The sequence below is a fragment of the Amycolatopsis sp. NPDC049868 genome (genome assembly GCF_044461365.1).
In the GTDB taxonomy this organism is placed as follows: Bacteria; Actinomycetota; Actinomycetes; order Mycobacteriales; family Pseudonocardiaceae; genus Amycolatopsis.
This window is the reverse complement of record NZ_JBITKV010000008.1, coordinates 334,967-352,665: the sequence shown is the minus strand read 5'-3', so window position 1 is coordinate 352,665 and position 17,699 is coordinate 334,967. Positions and strand designations below refer to the sequence as shown.

The following is a 17,699-nucleotide window of genomic DNA, read 5'->3' as shown; positions in this document are numbered from 1 at the left end:
GGCGAAAGCGCGGCTGTCCATTCTGTACAGGCGGTCGTGGGTGGCGGGTTGGGCAGCCTAGGTACATGAAGGCCCCCTTCCTGTACCTAGGCGCAAGGAAGGGGGCCTTCATGTACTTGGAACGCCACTCACGACCACGCACGAGGCCACACGGCGTTCGCGCCGGTGATCACGGTGGCGACCCGGTCCCCCGGGATGTCGTGCACGGTCAGCGCGGCCAGGCCCGCCGCCCCCGCGGGTTCGGGGAGGACGCCGAGGGTTTCCGCGCCCAGCCGCATGGCCGACCGCAGATCGTCGTTCTCGACCAGTACGAAATCGTCCACGAGTGACCGCAGCCGCCGGAGGGATTCGGGTTCCGGCGTGCGGATCGAGATACCGCCGGCGAACGAGTCGGCCCGGTCGACGGTGATCGGCTCGCCGGCCAGCCAGCTCTTCGCCATGGCGGGCGCCGACGTGGTCCCGACGCCGACGATCCGGACGCCCGGCGTGTGCGCCTTGAGCCACAGCGCGACCCCGGCGATCAGCGCGCCGTCGCCGACCGGGAGCACGACCGTGTCGATCCCGTCCTCCCGCGCCAGTTCCAGCCCGATCGTGCCCGCGCCTTCGGAGATCGCGGGCTCACGGCCGTCGACCACGAAGACACGATCGGGGGCTTCGGCGGCGAAGGCGGCCGCGGCGGCCTTCGCCTCGCCCTCGACCCGGCGCACCCGCGCGCCCAGCGTCTTCATCCGCCGCAGTTTGACCGGGGAGACGTCGGCGGGGACGAACACCTCGGCCCGCAGACCGTGCTTCCGGGCGGCGAACGCGACGGCCTGCCCGAAGTTGCCGCTGGTCCCGCACACCATCGTGGTCCCCGGCTCCAGCCCGGCGGCGAAGTAGTCCGCGCCGCGGCCTTTGAAGCTGCGCAACGGGTTCAGCGTCTCGATCTTCACCAGCACGTGCCGCCCGAGCCGGTCGTTCAGCTGTTCATCGCTGTACTGCGGGGAATCGAGGAAAACGGGATCGATCACCTTCGCCGCCTCGGCGACGTGGTCCAGCTGCAGGTCGATGTCGGTCATGACGCCCAAGCTAGGCCGGGCAACGAGCACGCCGATTGTAAATTTTCCCGCCCGCGTGCAAAAATCTTGCGTGTCTCGCGACGAACTCGACCACCTGCTGCTCGACCTCGTCCAGGCGGACGCCGCCCGTCCCCTGCACGACTTGGGCGACGCCGTCGGCCTCTCGCCCAGCGCGGTCCAGCGAAGGCTGACCCGGCTGCGCGCCGAGGGCGTGATCCGCGCCGAGGTCGCCGTGCTCGACCCGGAGACGCTCGGCGCGGGGATGACGTCGGTCATCCTGGTCGCGCTGACCGACGACGACGAGAAGCGCCACACGGCCTTCCGTGAGCGCATGCTGGCCGAACCCCGCGTCCAGCACTGCTACAGCATCGTCGGACAGTGGGACTACGTCGTCGTCCTGCTCACCCCGGATCTCAAGGCGAGCCGGTACCTGTCCAGGAAACTGTTCGACGAGCACGTCAAACGGTTCGAAACCCTGCCCGCCTTCGAGGTGGTCAAGTCGAGTCAGGCGGTCCCGGTACCCGGCGTCAGCCGTGGATCCGGCCGCTGAGTTCGGCGAGCCGTGCTCCCGAGCCGCTCCAGCGCAGCGCGATGATCTCCGCCGCGATCGACACCGCGGTCTCCTCCGGGGTCCGCGCGCCGAGATCGAGCCCGATCGGCGACGACAACCGGTCGAGTTCCGCCTCGGTGACCCCGGCTTCGCGCAGCCGCGCGAACCGGTCGTCGTGGGTCTTGCGCGAGCCCATCGCGCCGACGTAGCCGACGTCGAGTCGCAACGCGACCTCCAGCAACGGTACGTCGAACTTCGGGTCGTGGGTGAGCACGGCGATCGCGGTACGGCCGTCGACCCGGCCCGCTTCGGCCTCCGCCTGGAGATAGCGATGCGGCCAGTCGACGACGACCTCGTGCGCGTCGGGGAAGCGGCTCTTCGTCGCGAACACGGGCCGCGCGTCGCAGACCGTGACCTGGTAGCCGAGATACGCGCCCATCTTCGCCATCGCGGCCGCGAAGTCGATCGCGCCGAAGACCAGCAGGCGCGCGGGCGGCTCGAAGGAGTTGACGAAGACCGTCATCCCCTCACCGCGGCGCTGCCCGTCCGGCCCGTAGTGCAGGGTGCCCGTGCGTCCGCCCGCGAGCATGCCGCGCGCGTCGTCGACGACCGCGTCGTCCATCCGCGACGACCCGAGCGAACCGGCGACGCGATCCGGCCAGACGATCAGATGCTCGCCGACCAGGCCCTCCCGGTCGTGCTCGATCACCGTGACCACGGCGACCGGCTGTCCACTGTGGACTGACTCGACGACGTCGCCGAGCTCCGGCATCGAGTCGCGGTCGACGTGCTGGACGTAGATGTCGATGATCCCGCCGCAGGTCAGCCCGACGGCGAACGCGTCGTCGTCGGAGACGCCGTAGCGCTGCAGCACGGGGGCGCGCTCGGCGACCACCTGCTGCGCGAGTTCGTAGACGGCGCCTTCGACGCAGCCGCCGGAGACGCTGCCGGTGACCGTGCCGTCCGGGGCGACGAGCATCGCCGCGCCGGGGCTTCGCGGCGCCGACGAGAACGTCGCCACCACCGTGCCGACCCCCACCGTCTCGCCTGCCGCCCAGCGGCGGTGCAGTTCGTCCAGTACGTCACGCATCGGCGATCTCCACCAACAGTCGTTCCAATGTGGCCAAGCTGTGCCCGGCGAGCAGCCGATCCAGGTACGGGAGGGCGGCCACGATGCCGGACTGCACGGGGGCGTAACCTGCCCGCCCCGCGTGCGGATTCACCCAGAATACGACGTGTGCGAGCCGCCGCAGCCTGGCGAGCTGTTCGCCGAGCAGGGCGGTGTCGCCCCGTTCCCAGCCGTCGGAGAACACGGTGACCACGGATCGCCTGGCCACACCGCGTTGCCCCCACCGGTCGAGGAACGCCCGCAAGGTCTCGCCGAGCCGGGTCCCGCCCGCGAAATCGGGGACCGCGGCGGCCGCGGCGAGCATCGCGTGCTCGGGATCGCGCAGCCGGAGCTGGCGGGAGACCCTGGTGAGCCGGGTGCCCAGCGTGAACACCTCGACCCGGCCGGGAGCGCGCCGGGCGACGACGTGCGCGAATCGCAACAGCGCGTCGGCGTACGGCCCCATCGAGCCGGAAACGTCGATCAGGAGAACGAGGCGGCGCGGTTTGGTGCTCCGCCGCCGATACGCCAGGCGTACGGGCTCGCCGCCTCCGGCCAGCATCGCCCGGAGTGTGCGCGACGAGTCGAGCGTGCCCCGCCGGGCGGCGCGACGGCGCGGTGACGACCGCGGCGGGAGCGCCGGGCGTAGTTTCGCGAGCAGTTCCCGCAGGTGAGCGCGTTCGGCGACACTCAGTTCGGCGAGGTCTCGATGCCGGAGGATCTCGTCCTCGCTCGCCGCCACGCGGAGTTCGTCGGGTTCCGCGCCGGATTCGCCCTGGCCCGCATGCGCGAGCGTGGCGATCCTGGCGCGTTTCGGGGCCGCCTCGCGGCCGCGCCGCCGTGGTCCGGCTTCCTTTTCGGTGAACCAGGCGTCGAACGCGGCGTCGTAGCGCGGGATGTCGTCGGGGTCGGCGCACAGCGTCAGCCGTCCGGCCCAGTACAGCTGTTCCGGATCGGCCAGGTCGATCGCGCCGACGGCCTCGAGATACGCCCGCACCCGGTGCGCGTCGCACGGCAAACCGGCTTCGCGCAATGCCTCCGCGAAGCCGACGAAGCCCGCCAGTGGATCGCTCACGCCGCCATTATGAGCCTCGGCGGGCGAAGACCGGGGTTTTCTCGCGCAGGGGTCCCATGCCACCCATGAAGGCCGCGAGGGCGGTGAGCTGCGGGAACCGGTCCGCGATGCGGAGCGGCAGCGGGACCGACCGCTCGTTCAAGGTTCCGTCGAGAGCGGGTTCGATGAGCATCTTGTGCTCCTCCAGCTGCTGCTTCTGGGCGAGCGTGACGGCCACGGCCCGCCGTCGCTGCACGCGGGCGAGATCCCGCGCGGTCAGCGTCCCGCGCAGCAGCGGGGCGGCGAGGATCCGCGCGGCCGCCACGGCGTCCTGCACCGCGATGTTGACGCCCATCCCGCCGACCGGCGACATCGCGTGCGCGGCGTCGCCGATGCACAGCACCCGGCCGGAGTACCAGTGCGGCAGCTTGGACATCCGCACGTTCAGCAGTTTGACGTCGTCCCAGCCGCGGATCTCGTTCAGCTGCTCGTCGTTCCAGCCGAACAGGCCGCCGATCCGCTCGCGGAACTTCTCGATCCCTTCGGCCCGCCGGGCGGCGTCCTGTCCCTTCCGGATGAGATACGAGGTCTGGAAGTAGTCGCCGCGATCCATGGTCACGCCGGCGAGCCCGCCCTCGAACCGGCCGAACACCTGGGCCTCCTTGCCGGTGTCCTCGAGTTTCGGCACCCGGACCCACCAGACGTCCATCGGCACGTCGTACTCCTTCGGCACGAGCCCCGCCTCCGCGCGGATCAGCGAATCCCGGCCGTCGCAGCCGACCACGAGCGGTGCGGCCAGTTCCCGCTCCTCACCGTCGGCGTCGCGATAGCGCACGCCGCCGCCCTCGCGCAGACCGAGTACCTCGGCCCCCATTTCGAGGGTGAACGTGGGTTCCTCGGCCGCGGCTTCGGCGAGCAGGTTCAGGAAATCCCATTGTGGGACCATCGCGATGTACTTGTACGGCCCGGGAATACGGCTGAAATCGGCGGCGACGACGGTCGCGTCGCCGATCAGCATCCGCATCTTCTCCAGCCGCCGCGACGGCAATTCCGCGAAGCGTTCGCCGAGCCCGAGTTCGTCGAGCAACATCAACGTCGGCGGATGCACCGTGTCACCGCGGAAATCACGGAAGAAGTCCTTGTGTTTCTCGAGAACGGTGACCTCGACCCCGGCCCGCGCCAGCAGGAGTCCGAGCACCATCCCCGCCGGACCGCCCCCCACCACACAACACTGTGTACGTTCCATAGTCGAGTTGTAGCGCGCCGGATGGACGGTCGCCATGCATTCGGCTTCGAAGAGGACCTAGGTCCTGCCGCGAATCCTCGCTACGGTGACGACATGTTCGCGCCTCGTACCGTGCTCGCCGTTCTGCTCGCCTGCGTCGTGGGCACTGTCGCCGCCCCCGCCGCTTCGGCCGCCTCCCCTGTCCCCGTCGTCTTCGACGGCGATTCCGACTTCGCCGACATCGCGACACTCGCGTATCTGTGCCAGGCACACGAACAGCGCCGGATCGACCTGCGCGCGGTCACCGTCACCAACAACGGCGCCGGGACACCCGGGCGTGCGCTGACCCACGTGCGGACGGCGCTCGCGAAATGCGGTCTCTCCGGCATCCCGGTCGCCGACGGTTCCGACACCGGCGTGAACCCGATGCCGGCCGATGGCCGCGCCTGGACCGAAAGCATCCTCACCGGCGCGCTCGGGGACGCCGGGGTGCCGGACCGTCCGTCGAAGGTCCGGGCGTCGACGCTGCTCGCCGCGACGGTGCTCAAGTCGGCGAAGCCCGTCGTGGTGATCGCGACCGGCCCGCTCACCAATGTCGCGAAGGCGATGGACGTTCCCGGTGTCGCGCAGCGGATTTCGCGGCTCGCGGTGATGGGTGGCGCCTTCGACGTCCCCGGCAACCTCTTCGGCCCCGGCGCGGAGAAGTTCGACGGCACCCAAGAGGTCAACATGTGGCTCGACCCCGCGTCGGCGGACAAGGTCTTCGCCGGGATCCGCCGGGTCGACATCGTCCCGCTCGACGCCACGAACGACGTCCCCATCACACCGTCCTATGTGGAGCGATTGGGCCGTGAAGGCCGGACGGCGGAAGCGAAACTCGTGCACGCGATCGTCACCCAGCCTGACCTCACGCCGTACATCAAGGACGGTTCGGCGTTCTGGTGGGACACGCTCGCCTCGTCCGAGGTGCTCGACGACGTGAGCCCGGTGAAGCTGCGGAAGGCGAAGGTCGACGTGCGACAGGACGGTGCCGCGGCGGGCCGCACCTACGTGACGCCGAAGGGCACTTCACAGAACGTCGGCTACGACGCGGACCCCGTCGCTTGGGAGAACGGGTTCCTGAAGATGCTGAACGGCTAGGCTTTCAGCCCCGCGATGAGGACCTCGACCATCTTGCGCGCGTTGTAGCGCGGATCGCTTTCGGCGCCGATGCAGAGGTTCCCGACGCCGCGCATGACTTCGAGCGCCTGCAGATCGGAGCGGATCTCGCCCGCCTCCGCCGCCGCGCCGAGCAAGCGGGCGCACACCGGCAGGAGGGTGTCGAGGAAGTAGGCGTGCAGCGTCTCGAACCCGGCGTTGTCCGACTGCAGCACCGCCGCCAGACCGTGTTTGGTGACCAGGAAATCGACGAAGAGGTCGATCCAGCGCCGCAACGCCTCGTACGGGGAATCGCTCGACGCCAGCAGTTCCGGTCCGGCTTCGGCGCAGGCGTCGACCTGGTGCCGGTAGACGGCGATGATGAGGTCGGCCCTGGTCGGGAAATGCCGGTAGATCGTGCCCATCCCGACGCCCGCCTTGGCCGCGATGTCGCGGACCGGCGCTTCGACGCCTGACGTGACGAAGACGGCCGCGGCGGCGTCGAGCAGGGTCTTCTCGTTGCGCCGGGCGTCCGCGCGCTTGCCTTTGGCGCCCTCTTCACTCATCACGCACTCCTCTTCGCCGAACGGAACAGTGCCCGCAGCACTATCGGAGCGCCGTTCCGCTTGCTCATCTTGTCATGGAGGACCTCGTCATGCGGCACGAGCCGGCGGGGTCAGTGGTCGAACTCGACCGGACCGGCGATCGGGACGCCATGCAGGCCGCCTTCAACCGGATGCAGGTCAGCCTGGGCCTCAGCAGCGAACGCGGCCTCGACATCGCGGCGCGGGGTGTCCGCGCCGAGGCCGTGGTCGCCGCGGCCACGCCGACCGGGCGGATCGTCGGTGGCAACGACGGTCGACAAGGTCATCGCCGCCGAGGTCGTCGAACGGGTCCAGATCGGCCGGGTCGTCACCGTGCATTACCTGCCCGACGCGGAAAACGAGGTCGTACTCGCGCTGGCCGTCGGCGGTCAGCGCTAGCGAGGATCCGCGCGCCGCGTCGCCGCTGACGGTCAGGCGAGCAGTTTGTCCAGTTTGGCCCGGACCCTGTCCAGATCTTCGCTGTACTTGAGCACCGAACCGAGCGTCCGGGCGGCGGCCGCGGCGTCCAATTCGGACATCCCGAGCGCGAGGAGCGCCTGAGCCCAATCCAGGGATTCCGCCACCCCGGGCGGTTTCAGCAGCTCCATCGCGCGGAGCCGGTGCACCGCCGTCGCGACCTGGGCCGCGAGCGTTTCGCCCAGATCCGGGATCTTGCGGCGCAGGATCTCGACCTCGCGGGGAAGGTCGGGATGTTCGAGCCAGTGATAGAGACAGCGGCGCTTCAGCGCGTCGTGCACCTCCCGCGTCCGGTTGGAGGTGAGCACCACGAGCGGCGGATGTTCGGCGCGCACCTCGCCGAACTCGGGGATCGTCACCGCGTTCTCGTCGAGGAGTTGCAGCAGGAAGGCTTCGAACTCGTCGTCGGCGCGGTCGATCTCGTCGATCAGCAGGACACACGGCGCGGTCTGCAACGCCTTCAGCAGCGGCCGGGAGAGCAGGAAACGTTCGGTGTAGAGGGACTGTTCGGCGGCCTCGACGTCGAGGCCGCCGTCACCAGCGGCTTCCAGCGCCCGCAGGTGCAGCAGCTGACGGGGGAAGTCCCATTCGTACAGTGCCTGCGCCGCGTCGATCCCTTCGTGACACTGGAGACGGATGAGCGGCATGCCGAGCGCTTCGGCCAGTCCCAGTGCGAGCGAAGTCTTGCCGGTACCCGGTTCGCCCTCGCAGAACAACGGGCGGCCGAGCGCCACGGCGAGGAACCCGGCCGTGGCGATGCCGTCGTCGGCGAGATAGCCGACCGCTTCGAGGGCTTCGGCCAGTTTCTCGGGCGATTCGACGGTCACTCGCCGATGGTAAGCCTCAGCAGGCCGGAGATCAGCCCGGAAGATCCTCGCGGCGATCCACGTCGTACCCGGTCCCGAGGTCACCGCATTCGACGAGCCGCAGGTCCGAGCGCTCCCGGAGCCAGTCACGGGCGCCCTTGTCCCCGGACGCACCCGCGACGATCTCCGGCCACCAGCGACGGCCGAGAACCACGGGATGGCCGGGAACACCTTCGTAAGCGGCGCGCGCGACGGTGTTCTCATCGGCCCCGGCGGCGACCCGGCGGACCACTTCGGTACCGACCCCTGGCAGATCCACGAGGTGGACGACGGCGGCTCCGGCATCGGTTTCGGTGAGCGCGCGCAGGCCCGCGCGTAAGGACGCACCCATGCCGGACTCCCAGTCCTCGGCCACGACAGCGGCCTCGGGATCGGGCAGAAGCGCGCGAGCTTGCGCGGCCGAAGCGCCCAGCACGACCCGGACCGGGCCGCAGCCCGCTTCGGCGAGCACCCGCAGCGACCGGACGACGAACGGCTCGCCGTCGAGGACGGCCAGTGCCTTCGGCCCGCCGAACCGCCGCCCCGCCCCGGCCGCGAGGAGCAGCCCCGCGACCTCAGCCATGCCTCGCCCTGGTCGGCGGCGCCGAGGCCAGATCGGCCTCGATGGCCCGCGCCGCCGAGAGCAGCGACGGCAGCAGTTCCTGCTCGACCGACTCCGGCGTCGTGCGGCTGGCGTGGGTGGAGAGGTTGACCGCCGCCACGACCTTCCCCCGCCGGTCCCGGATCGGCGCGGCGATCGAGCGAAGGCCCTCTTCGAGTTCCTGGTCGACCATCGCGTAACCCTGCCGGTAGACCTTCTCCAGCTCGGCGAGCAGATCCTTTTGCCTGGTCAGCGTGCGCGCGGTCAGTTTTTCGAGGTTGGCCGCGTCGAAGTAGCCGTGCAGGTCGTCGTCCTCCAGACCGGCCAGCAGGACGTGCCCCATCGACGTCGCGTGGGCGGGGAAGCGGGTGCCGACGTTGATGCTGACGGTCATGATCCGCGAAACGGCCACGCGCGCGACGTAGACGATGTCCGGGCCTTCGAGCACGGAAACCGAACTCGACTCGTGCACCTCGGCGGAGAGCCGTTCCAGATGCGGCTGGGCGACCTCCGGCAGCGACAGGCTCGACAGGTACGAATATCCGAGTTCGAGTACCCGCGCGGTGAGCGAGAAGTACTTGCCGTCCGTGCGCACGTACCCCAGGTCGACGAGGGTGAGCAGGAACCGGCGGGCGGCCGCCCTGGTCAGCCCGGTCGCACGGGCGACGTCGCTCAGGGTGAGTTCCGCCGCGTCCGCGTTGAACGCCTTGATCACGGCCAGCCCGCGCTCCAGCGACTGGACATGATGCGCCCCGCGCTCGGTCACCTCGCCTTCGTCCATGGGAGAACCCTAACTGTCACTCTCCTTCTGAGCCGCAGGCTCACCGAGTTCGGCCAGCACTCGCTGGGCCACGGCGAACGCCGCGTTGGCGGCCGGGGCGCCCGTGTAGACGGCGGTGTGCAGCAGGACCTCGGAGATCTCCCGCGCGGTAAGTCCATTGTGGACGGCGGCGCGGACGTGCATCGCGAGCTCGTCGTGGGCGTGCAGCGCGGTGAGCGCGGCCAGGGTGACACAGCTGCGGGTCTTGCGGTCGAGCCCGTCACGCGACCAGACCGATCCCCAGGCGCCCCGGGTGATGTAGTCCTGGAACGGGCGGCTGAACTCGGTGGTGCGGGCGACGGCCCGGTCGACATGCTCGTCCCCGAGGACCTCGCGGCGCACCTTCATGCCGGTCTCGTAGAGGTCTTCGCTCATCGGGCGGCCTCCAGATGTTCGAGGATCAAAGCGCTGAACCGCTCCGGCTGCTCGAAACTCCCCAGATGCGCGGCGCCTTCGACGACTTCGAGCCGCGCGTCCGGGATCCCGCCGGCGATCACCTCGGCGTGCTCGACCGGGGTGGCCGGATCCTCGGCCCCGGCGATGACCAGGGTCCGCGCCGCGATCTTGGGCAGGTCGCCGACGAGATCCATCCGTTCGATGGCCTGGCAGGACGCCGCGTAGCCCTCGGCGGGGACGCCCGCGATCATCTCGCGCAGATACTCGGCCTGTTCGGGATACGCGGCGGCGTACCCGGTGGTCAGCCAGCGGCCGACGCCGGCCTCGGCGACCGCCGCGGTGCCGTTCTCCCGGACCGTCTTCGCCCGGTCCGACCACATGCTCGGCGGCCCGAGTTTCGCGGACGTGCAGCACAGCACGAGGCTCGCGATCCGGTCCGGCGCGTTGACGCCGAGCCACATCCCGGTCATCCCGCCGAGCGAGAGCCCGACGACATGGGCTCGTTCGGCACCGTGCTCGTCGAGCAGCGCGAGCAGGTCGCCGCCGAGATCCGCGAGCGTGTACGGCCCGGCCGGGACCGGGGACGCGCCGTGCCCGCGGGTGTCGTACCGGATCACCCGGAAACCCTGCGCCACCAAGGGTTTCACCTGCGGTTCCCACATCCGGTGATCGCTGCCGAGCGATCCGCTGAAGACCACGACCGGGCCGTCGGCGGGCCCCTCCGCGACGCTGTGCACCTTTACCCGCTTGGACATCGAAGACCTAGACATCGAAGAACACCGTCTCCCCTTCGCCCTGCAGCCGGATGTCGAACCGGTAGCCCTCGGCGGTCTTGGTGGCGATCAGGGTGCTCTGGCGTGTCTCCGGGACCGACGCCAGCACCGGATCCCCGGAGTTGTCGTTGTCCTCGAAGTAGATCCGCGTGACCACCCGGTGCAGGAGCCCGCGTGCGAACACCGAGACGTCGATATGCGGCGCCTGCGTGCCGCCCGCCGGGCCGGGCAGCGAGCCGGGCATGATCGTCCGGATCTCGTAGTCGCCGTTCGTGTCGGTGGGACAGCGGCCGAAGCCCCGGAACCCGCTCGCGACCGCTCCGCGCGGGTCGTCGGGGTGATCGAACCGGCCGTCCGCATCGGCCTGCCAGGTCTCGATCATCGCGTCCGGCACCGGCTCGCCCGCGCCGTCGAGGACGCGGCCGTGGACGCGGATCGCGGCCGGTTCGCCCGCGGGGACGACGTCCGGCCCGTCCGGCCAGGGCAGGCCGATGGACAGGTACGGGCCGACGGTCTGGGAAGGCGTCGTCTCCGGCATCAGTGCTCGTCCTCCTCGTCTTCGAAGACCGAAGCCTCGCGGCCGCGCACGACGATGTCGAACTGGAAGGCCAGCGCCCACTCGGCTTCCGTCCGGTCGAGGTCGAAGCGCGCGATCATCCGCTGCCGCGCCTTCTCGTCCGGGATGGAGTTGAAGATCGGGTCCTGCGAGAACAGCGGGTCTTCCGGGAAGTACATCTGGGTGACCAGCCGCTGGGTGAACGCGCTGCCGAAGACGGAGAAGTGGATATGCGCCGGCCGCCAGGCGTTGTCGTGGTTCTTCCACGGGTACGCGCCCGGTTTGATGGTGGTGAAGGTGTAGCGCCCTTCGGAGTCGGTGAGCGTCCGGCCCGCGCCGTCGAAGTTCGGGTCCAGCGGCGACGGCCAGCGGTCGCCGGTGTGCCGGTACCGGCCGCCCGCGTTCGCCTGCCAGATCTCCACGAGCGAATCGCGGATCGGCCGCCCGTCGCCGTCGAGCAGCCGCCCGGTGACGATGATCCGCTGGCCCTGCGGCTCGCCCGCGTGCCCCTTGGTGAGGTCGTTGTCGAACTCGCCGATCCGGCCCGGGCCCAGCGCGGGCCCGGTGACCTCGGTCAGCAGATGCGGGAGCACGATCAACGGCTCTTTGGGGTGCCGCAGCGCCGTCGACCGGTATCCGGCGGAATCGAGCGGCGGATGCGTGCCCTCCGGATCGCGCCGGTAGCGCGGGAGCCTCAGTTCTGCGGGTGCCGACATGCTGTTCCCTCCAGCGCGGGTCAGTGGGTCACTGAGCTTCGAGGACGATGGCCAGCCCCTGGCCGACGCCGATGCAGATGGCGGCCAGGCCCCACCGGCCGCCGGTGCGGCGCAGGTGGTGGGCCAGGGTGCCGACGATCCGGCCGCCGGAGGCGCCCAGCGGATGCCCGATCGCGATCGCGCCGCCGTTCACGTTGACGATTTCCGGGTCGAGCTTCGACCAGTCCCGCAGACAGGCCAGCGACTGCGCGGCGAAGGCCTCGTTCAGTTCGACCGCCGCGAGGTCTTCCCAGCCGATCCCGGCCCGCTCCAAGGCGATCTCGGCCGCGCGCACCGGGCCGATACCGAAGACGTCCGGGTCGACACCCGCCGCGCCCCGGCCGGCGATCCGGGCCAGCGGCGCCTTGCCGAGCCGCTTGCCCGCCGCCTCGTCGCCGAGCAGCAACGCGGAGGCGCCGTCGTTCAGCGGTGACGCGTTCGCGGCCGTGACCGTCCCTTGTGGACGGAAAACGGGCTTGAGCTTCGCGAGCTTCTCCGGACTGGAGCCCGGCCGGATGCCTTCGTCGCGAGTGAGTTCGACACCCTCGACCGGGACGACGTGATCGTCGTAGAACCCCTCGTCCCAGGCTCGGGCGGCGTTGACGTGGCTGCGGACGGCGAACGCGTCCTGCTCGTCGCGGCCGATTCCGTAGCGCTCCGCGAGCTGCTCGGTGGACTCGCCGAGCGAGACCGTCCACTGCTCGGGCATCTTCGGGTTGACCATGCGCCAGCCCAGCGCGGTGGAGTGCAGTGTCTGGTTGCCCGCCGGGAAGGCCTTCTCCGGTTTCTGCATGACCAGCGGTGAGCGGCTCATCGACTCGACCCCGCCCGCGACGGCGAGCGAGGCGTCGCCGACCTGGACCGACCGGCTGGCCTGCATGACGGCGTCGAGCCCGGAACCGCACAGCCGGTTGACCGTGGCACCGGGCACGGTCGTCGGCCAGCCCGCCAGCAGCGCCGCCATCCGCGCGACGTTGCGGTTGTCCTCGCCCGCGCCGTTGGCGTCGCCGAGCACGACCTCGTCGACGGTGGCCGGGTCGAGGTCGTTGCGCTCGGCCAGTGCCCGCAGCACGGTGGCGGCGAGATCGTCCGGGCGCACCCCGGACAGGGCGCCGCCGTATTTGCCGAACGGGGTACGGATGGCGTCGAACAGGAAGACGTCGGTCATGCGCTCGCCCTTTTGAGGTCTCGGAGGATGCGGAGTTCTGCCTCTGTCGGCGCCGGGGTGGTGCCCAGGTCGCCGGACACCTTCAGTTTCCACCCGGTCGCTTCGACGACCTGATCGACCTCGACGCCGGGATGCAATTCGGTGAGCGTGAGCTCGGCGGTCTCCGGGTCGGGCCGCATCAGGCCGAGGTCGGTGACCACCAGCGTCGGCCCGGCGCCGGGGAGGCCGAGGCGCTCGCGATCGCCCTTGCCGGTGCCGTGGCCGAACGACGTCACGAAGTCGACTTTTTCGACGAACGTGCGGGTGCTCTGCCGGAGCACCACGAACACCTCGCGGCAGGAGGCGGCGATCTCCGGGGCCCCGCCCGCCCCCGGCAGGCGCACCTTGGGATTGGCGTAGTCGGGCCCGATGACGGTGGTGTTGATGTTGCCGAACTTGTCCAGCTGGGCCGCGCCGAGGAAGCCGACGTCGATCCGCCCCGGCTGGAGCCAGTAGTTGAAGACCTCGGGGACACTGACCACGGCGTCCGCGGTGTCGGCGAGTTCGCCGTCACCGATGGACAACGGGAGCCTGGTCGGTTTGGCGCCGAGGCATCCGGATTCGTAGATCAGCGTCAGATTCGGCGCGTGGCCGCGGCGAGCCAGGTTGGCGGCCGTACTGGGCAGGCCGATGCCCACGAAACAGGACATCCCGTCGCCGAGCGCGCGGGCCGCGGCGACGCTCATCATCTCGTCGGAGGTGTACTCGGTCATGCCTTCACTCCCGTCAGCTCGTCGAGCCAGCGGGTGAAGGTCTCCCGGTCCCGGCCGATCGCGTCCCATACCTGGTAGGCGTCGTTGTCCCGTTCGTAGTAGCCCGCCGCGTACGACGGCCTCGCGCCGCCGGGCACCTCGGCCACGGCGGTGACGGCCCACGACGGCAGCACGATCGCGCCTGGCCGGGGCTCCAGCTCGTCGACGACCTCCTCGACGGTGACCAGCGACCGCTTCGCCGCGAGCACCGCCTCCTTCTGGACGCCGGTGATACCCCAGATCTGGACGTTCCCGGACCTGTCGGCGCGCTGGGCGTGCACGATGGTGACGTCCGGGTTCAGTGCGGGGACGGCGGCCAGCCGCTCACCGGTGAACGGGCAGGTGATGGGTTTGATCGTGTCGGTCTGCGCGGGAAGATCGGTGCCGGTGTAGCCGCGCAGGACGGCGAACGGCAGACCCGAAGCGCCGGCGACGTACCGATTCGCCATGCCCGCGTGACTGTGTTCCTCTATCTCCAGCGGTACCGGCCAGGAGTGCTGGACCGCGTCACGGAACCGGTGCAGCGAGCCGACCCCGGGGTTGCCGCCCCACGAGAAGATCAGCTTGCTCGCGCAGCCCGCGCCGATGAGCTGGTCGTAGACGATGTCCGGCGTCATGCGGACCAACGTCAGGCCGGTGCGGCCCTGGCGGATGATCTCGTGACCGGCGGCCACGGGGATGAGGTGTGTGAAGCCCTCAAGCGCGACGGTGTCCCCGTCGTGCACCAGCCGTGCCACGGCCTCCTTCAACGACAGCAGCTCCGCCATCCCCACCCTCTCAGACGTTCGGATCGCGCACACATGTTCTTCATATGAACATAGCATGGTTCGACGGGCCCGCGCACTCCTCCTTCGGGCGGGAATCACCGCCGGATGTCAGGAAAGGGGCGTTCAGGACCGAAAGTGTCCTGAACGCCCCTTTCCTGACACACGTGCCCGCGGCGACGCCTCCGGCTCAGCTGATCCCACTGCCAGGCGGGAACCATTCGACGGCCTTGAAATCCCCGGTCTCGACCCGTTCGAAGGGCGCGCTGCTCAGGCACGGCGGCACGATGTGCTCACTCTTGGGATCGGGACCCCAGCTGTAGCCGACCCGGTCGTGCCTGCCGTTGTCGTACACCGTCATCCCGACCCGGCGGTCCTTGAGGCCTGGAACGTCCGTGTCCTCGACGATGCCGGTGACGACGGCGACCGGGCCGCCGACGACCAGGCAGTCGACCCTGCCGCGGAAGTAGGCGGAGAACCCGTCGCCCGCGTGGCTCACCCGGAACGTCCCCTTGCTCTCCGGGAAGAGACCGTGCGCGTCGAAGGCGAACCGGACGTCCTGGCCGTCCTTGCGCAGCATCTTGGCGCTGCCGACCAGGCTCGGTTCGGCCGGCTTGCCCTTCCCCGCTTCCTCGCCCGACGCCGGACCGGCCGCGACGAGTGTCGTGGCGAGGACCATCGCGGCACCGACGGCCGCGAGTTCTCGTGATCGTTTCATGTTCCACCCCTGGAATCCCCTGGTCGCGGAGCTTTTCCGCAGTTCTCACCATCCCGGGGTGCCGGACGGCGACGACTCCCCCGCGGAGGGGAAGCGCCTCCCTCATAACGGGGATTTCCCGTATTTGGGATACCAACTGCCGCACACTAGGCTGAGCGCGTGACCTCGACGATCGCGGTGACCCGGTGGATTCCCGACGAAGCGCTGAAAGTGCTCGCCGAGGCCGGGGAGGTGAAACTGTCGCGCGCCGACCGGCCCCTGACGCCGGACGAACTGCGTGAGTTCGTCCGTGGCTCGTCCGCGATCGTCGGCATGCTGCACGACCGGATCGACGGGGCGGTCGCCGACGCGGCCGGCCCGGGGTTGAAGGTCGTGGCGAACGTGGCCGTCGGCTACGACAACATCGACGTCCCGGCGCTCGCCGGACGCGGGATCACCGTCACCAACACCCCCGGGGTACTCACCGACGCCACCGCGGATCTGGCGTTCGGGCTGATCCTCGCGGTCACGCGACGGCTCGGCGAGGGCGAACGGCTGATCCGCTCGCGCACCCCCTGGTCGTTCCATCTGGGCTTCCTGCTCGGCTCTTCGCTGCAGGACAAGACACTCGGGATCGTCGGGCTCGGCCAGATCGGGCAGGCGGTCGCGCGGCGGGCGCTCGGTTTCGGCATGCGGATCGTCTACTCAGGACGATCACGAGCCGCCGAAGACGTCGAGAAGACCTTGGGCGCGAAGTATGTGCCCTTCGACGAGCTGCTGCGAAGCTCCGACGTCGTGTCCCTGCACTGTCCGCTCACGCCGGAGACCCGGCATCTCATCGGCGCGGACGCGCTGAAGGCGATGAAACCGGGCGCGTACCTGATCAACACCACGCGCGGCCCCGTCGTCCACGAAGCCGCGCTGGCCGACGCGCTCGAAGCCGGGGAAATCGCCGGCGCGGGCCTGGACGTGTTCGAAGCCGAACCCGAGGTCGAACCGCGCCTGCCGGCTCTCGAAAACGTCGTCTTGACGCCGCATCTCGGATCGGCGACGGTCGAGACCCGTACTGCCATGGCCGTGCTCGCGGCCGAGAACGTCGCGTCGGTGCTCACCGGCGGAAACCCGCTGACGGAGGTTCGTCCATGACTCGTGTGGTCATCGCGCCCGACAAGTTCAAAGGAAGCTTGACCGCGGTCGAGGCCGCGGAGGCGATCGCCCACGGCGTCCGCGACGCGCTGCCCGAAGCCGAGGTCTCCTCCTGCCCGGTCGCCGACGGCGGCGAAGGAACGCTCGACGTCCTCGTCGCGGCGGGTGGCCGTCTCGTGGAACTCCCCGTCCGCGGGCCGCTCGACGACACCGTCGAGGCCCGCTACGTGACCCTCGACGGAACGGCCTACATCGAATCGGCCCGCGCTTGCGGGATCGAGTTCGTCGAGCCGAGCCCGGAGGTGGCGCTCGCCGCGCACACCTGGGGCGTCGGCGAACTGCTCGCACACGCGCTCGACAACGGCGCGCGGCGGCTGGTGCTGACCGTCGGCGGAACGGCGAGCACCGACGGCGGCGCCGGGATGCTGGCGGCGCTGGGCGCGGGGGTCTTCGACGCGTTCGGCGCGCCCGTCGGGCTCGGCGGCGGCACGCTGGGCCGGGTCGCGCTGGCCGAACTCGGCCCGGTGCGTGAACGGCTCGGCTCCGTCGAGGTCGCCGTCGCCACCGACGTCACGAACCCGCTGCTCGGCCCCCGTGGCGCGGCCGCGATCTTCGGCCCGCAGAAGGGCGCGGGCCCGCGCGAAGTCGAGCAACTGGACGAGTCCCTGTCCCGTTGGGCGCAGGCGCTGCGGAACGCCGGGGCGCCCGACGTCTCGGATGTGCCGGGAGCGGGCGCGGGCGGCGGGGTCGCCGCGGGCGCGATCGCGGGACTCGGCGCGAGCGTCGAATCCGGGTTCCAGCTCATCGCCGGGCTCACCGGCGTCGCCGGCGCCATCGAACGCGCCGACCTCGTCATCACCGGCGAAGGCTCACTGGACGAGCAGAGCCTCGACGGCAAGGCTCCGGCGGGCATCGCGGCCCGCGCGCGGGAACACGCGGTGCCGCTGATGGTGCTGGCCGGGCGGATCCAGCTGGACCAGAGCCAGCTCACCGGTCTCGGGGTCGTGGGCAGCGCCGCCCTGATCGACCACGCGCCTTCACTCGACCACGCGCGTGCGCACGCGGCGGAACTCCTGCGCGAGCGGGCAGGCGAGCTGGTCCGCGCCTGGGCCCGGACCTGAGCCCGTCGAGTCCGTGAAGGCCCCCTAAGGAGGCCTTCACGGACCGGGACAACCGCGACCGGCGCGCGAAGAA

Annotated in this window: 22 protein-coding genes; 5 read left to right on the top strand and 17 right to left on the bottom strand. The window is 70.4% G+C overall.

Annotated elements, in window-relative coordinates; all coding sequences use genetic code 11:
• Positions 1–128: 128 nt before the first annotated feature.
• A complete protein-coding gene (locus tag ACIBTM_RS30745; RefSeq protein WP_395880637.1) occupies positions 129–1,058 on the bottom strand; it encodes a threonine/serine dehydratase in 930 nt (309 codons plus the stop codon).
• 70 nt (positions 1,059–1,128) lie between these two features.
• Here ACIBTM_RS30745 and ACIBTM_RS30740 point away from each other — a divergent pair, with 70 nt between their 5' ends.
• Positions 1,129–1,608: an Lrp/AsnC family transcriptional regulator gene (locus ACIBTM_RS30740; protein WP_395880636.1), complete on the top strand. Its 480-nt coding sequence runs from the start codon at positions 1,129–1,131 to the stop codon at positions 1,606–1,608.
• Here the strand turns inward: ACIBTM_RS30740 and ACIBTM_RS30735 are convergent.
• From ACIBTM_RS30735 to ACIBTM_RS30725, 3 genes are read right to left on the bottom strand one after another with little or no spacing between them, the layout of a single operon-like run.
• Positions 1,586–2,698 (bottom strand): XdhC family protein, encoded by a 1,113-nt coding sequence (locus tag ACIBTM_RS30735; RefSeq protein ID WP_395880634.1) that lies wholly within the window; start codon positions 2,696–2,698, stop codon positions 1,586–1,588. The two genes, ACIBTM_RS30740 and ACIBTM_RS30735, sit on opposite strands and share 23 nt — an antisense overlap.
• Entirely contained in the window at positions 2,691–3,791 is a 1,101-nt protein-coding gene (locus ACIBTM_RS30730) for a VWA domain-containing protein (RefSeq protein WP_395880633.1), read from the bottom strand. Before ACIBTM_RS30730 ends, ACIBTM_RS30735 begins: the two co-directional genes overlap by 8 nt.
• Positions 3,792–3,798: 7 nt before the next feature.
• On the bottom strand, positions 3,799–5,016 hold the full coding sequence (locus tag ACIBTM_RS30725) for an FAD-dependent oxidoreductase (protein ID WP_395880632.1): 1,218 nt from the start codon (positions 5,014–5,016) through the stop codon (positions 3,799–3,801).
• A 93-nt stretch (positions 5,017–5,109) separates the two neighbouring features.
• Here ACIBTM_RS30725 and ACIBTM_RS30720 point away from each other — a divergent pair, with 93 nt between their 5' ends.
• On the top strand, positions 5,110–6,135 hold the full coding sequence (locus ACIBTM_RS30720; RefSeq protein ID WP_395880631.1) for a nucleoside hydrolase: 1,026 nt from the start codon (positions 5,110–5,112) through the stop codon (positions 6,133–6,135).
• On the opposite strand, the gene ACIBTM_RS30715 is transcribed toward ACIBTM_RS30720, so the two are convergent.
• Together ACIBTM_RS30715 and ACIBTM_RS30710 are read right to left on the bottom strand one after the other, a co-directional pair.
• On the bottom strand, positions 6,132–6,698 hold the full coding sequence (locus ACIBTM_RS30715) for a TetR/AcrR family transcriptional regulator (RefSeq protein WP_395880630.1): 567 nt from the start codon (positions 6,696–6,698) through the stop codon (positions 6,132–6,134). The genes ACIBTM_RS30720 and ACIBTM_RS30715 overlap by 4 nt on opposite strands.
• Before the next feature lie 110 nt (positions 6,699–6,808).
• Complete coding sequence (locus ACIBTM_RS30710; protein ID WP_395880629.1) at positions 6,809–6,997, bottom strand: hypothetical protein; 189 nt, start codon at positions 6,995–6,997, stop codon at positions 6,809–6,811.
• Between ACIBTM_RS30710 and ACIBTM_RS30705 the strand changes: the two genes are divergently transcribed.
• On the top strand, positions 6,978–7,115 hold the full coding sequence (locus ACIBTM_RS30705) for a hypothetical protein (RefSeq protein WP_395880628.1): 138 nt from the start codon (positions 6,978–6,980) through the stop codon (positions 7,113–7,115). The two genes, ACIBTM_RS30710 and ACIBTM_RS30705, sit on opposite strands and share 20 nt — an antisense overlap.
• Before the next feature lie 32 nt (positions 7,116–7,147).
• Here the strand turns inward: ACIBTM_RS30705 and ACIBTM_RS30700 are convergent, their stop codons facing one another.
• The 11 genes from ACIBTM_RS30700 to ACIBTM_RS30650 all read right to left on the bottom strand — a co-directional run bounded on the left by ACIBTM_RS30700 (position 7,148) and on the right by ACIBTM_RS30650 (position 15,380).
• Complete coding sequence (locus ACIBTM_RS30700; protein ID WP_395880627.1) at positions 7,148–8,020, bottom strand: AAA family ATPase; 873 nt, start codon at positions 8,018–8,020, stop codon at positions 7,148–7,150.
• Positions 8,021–8,051: 31 nt separating this feature from the next.
• Positions 8,052–8,621 carry an NTP transferase domain-containing protein gene (locus ACIBTM_RS30695; protein WP_395880626.1) on the bottom strand — a complete coding sequence of 190 codons (570 nt, stop codon included), beginning with the start codon at positions 8,619–8,621 and terminating at the stop codon, positions 8,052–8,054.
• Positions 8,614–9,420, bottom strand: coding sequence for an IclR family transcriptional regulator C-terminal domain-containing protein (locus ACIBTM_RS30690; RefSeq protein ID WP_395880624.1), 807 nt, complete (start codon positions 9,418–9,420; stop codon positions 8,614–8,616). Before ACIBTM_RS30690 ends, ACIBTM_RS30695 begins: the two co-directional genes overlap by 8 nt.
• Positions 9,421–9,429: 9 nt before the next feature.
• Positions 9,430–9,834, bottom strand: coding sequence for a 4-carboxymuconolactone decarboxylase (pcaC, locus tag ACIBTM_RS30685; RefSeq protein ID WP_395880623.1), 405 nt, complete (start codon positions 9,832–9,834; stop codon positions 9,430–9,432).
• Positions 9,831–10,610, bottom strand: coding sequence for a 3-oxoadipate enol-lactonase (gene pcaD, locus ACIBTM_RS30680; protein WP_395880622.1), 780 nt, complete (start codon positions 10,608–10,610; stop codon positions 9,831–9,833). Before pcaD ends, pcaC begins: the two co-directional genes overlap by 4 nt.
• A 7-nt stretch (positions 10,611–10,617) precedes the next feature.
• A complete protein-coding gene (pcaG, locus tag ACIBTM_RS30675) occupies positions 10,618–11,166 on the bottom strand; it encodes a protocatechuate 3,4-dioxygenase subunit alpha (RefSeq protein ID WP_395880621.1) in 549 nt (182 codons plus the stop codon).
• Positions 11,166–11,900, bottom strand: a complete 735-nt coding sequence (gene pcaH / locus ACIBTM_RS30670) for a protocatechuate 3,4-dioxygenase subunit beta (protein ID WP_063274950.1) — start codon at positions 11,898–11,900, stop codon at positions 11,166–11,168. Before pcaH ends, pcaG begins: the two co-directional genes overlap by 1 nt.
• Positions 11,901–11,928: 28 nt before the next feature.
• A complete protein-coding gene (locus tag ACIBTM_RS30665; protein ID WP_395880620.1) occupies positions 11,929–13,107 on the bottom strand; it encodes a thiolase family protein in 1,179 nt (392 codons plus the stop codon).
• Entirely contained in the window at positions 13,104–13,859 is a 756-nt protein-coding gene (locus tag ACIBTM_RS30660; RefSeq protein WP_395880619.1) for a CoA-transferase subunit beta, read from the bottom strand. Before ACIBTM_RS30660 ends, ACIBTM_RS30665 begins: the two co-directional genes overlap by 4 nt.
• Entirely contained in the window at positions 13,856–14,665 is an 810-nt protein-coding gene (locus tag ACIBTM_RS30655) for a CoA transferase subunit A (RefSeq protein WP_395880618.1), read from the bottom strand. Before ACIBTM_RS30655 ends, ACIBTM_RS30660 begins: the two co-directional genes overlap by 4 nt.
• Before the next feature lie 187 nt (positions 14,666–14,852).
• Positions 14,853–15,380, bottom strand: a complete 528-nt coding sequence (locus tag ACIBTM_RS30650; protein ID WP_395880617.1) for a hypothetical protein — start codon at positions 15,378–15,380, stop codon at positions 14,853–14,855.
• 159 nt (positions 15,381–15,539) lie between these two features.
• On the opposite strand from ACIBTM_RS30650, the gene ACIBTM_RS30645 reads away from it, so the two are divergent.
• Both ACIBTM_RS30645 and ACIBTM_RS30640 read left to right on the top strand, forming a co-directional pair.
• Positions 15,540–16,505 carry a 2-hydroxyacid dehydrogenase gene (locus ACIBTM_RS30645; protein ID WP_395880616.1) on the top strand — a complete coding sequence of 322 codons (966 nt, stop codon included), beginning with the start codon at positions 15,540–15,542 and terminating at the stop codon, positions 16,503–16,505.
• Positions 16,502–17,626 (top strand): glycerate kinase, encoded by a 1,125-nt coding sequence (locus tag ACIBTM_RS30640; protein ID WP_395880615.1) that lies wholly within the window; start codon positions 16,502–16,504, stop codon positions 17,624–17,626. Before ACIBTM_RS30645 ends, ACIBTM_RS30640 begins: the two co-directional genes overlap by 4 nt.
• The last annotated feature ends 73 nt before the right edge of the window (positions 17,627–17,699 follow it).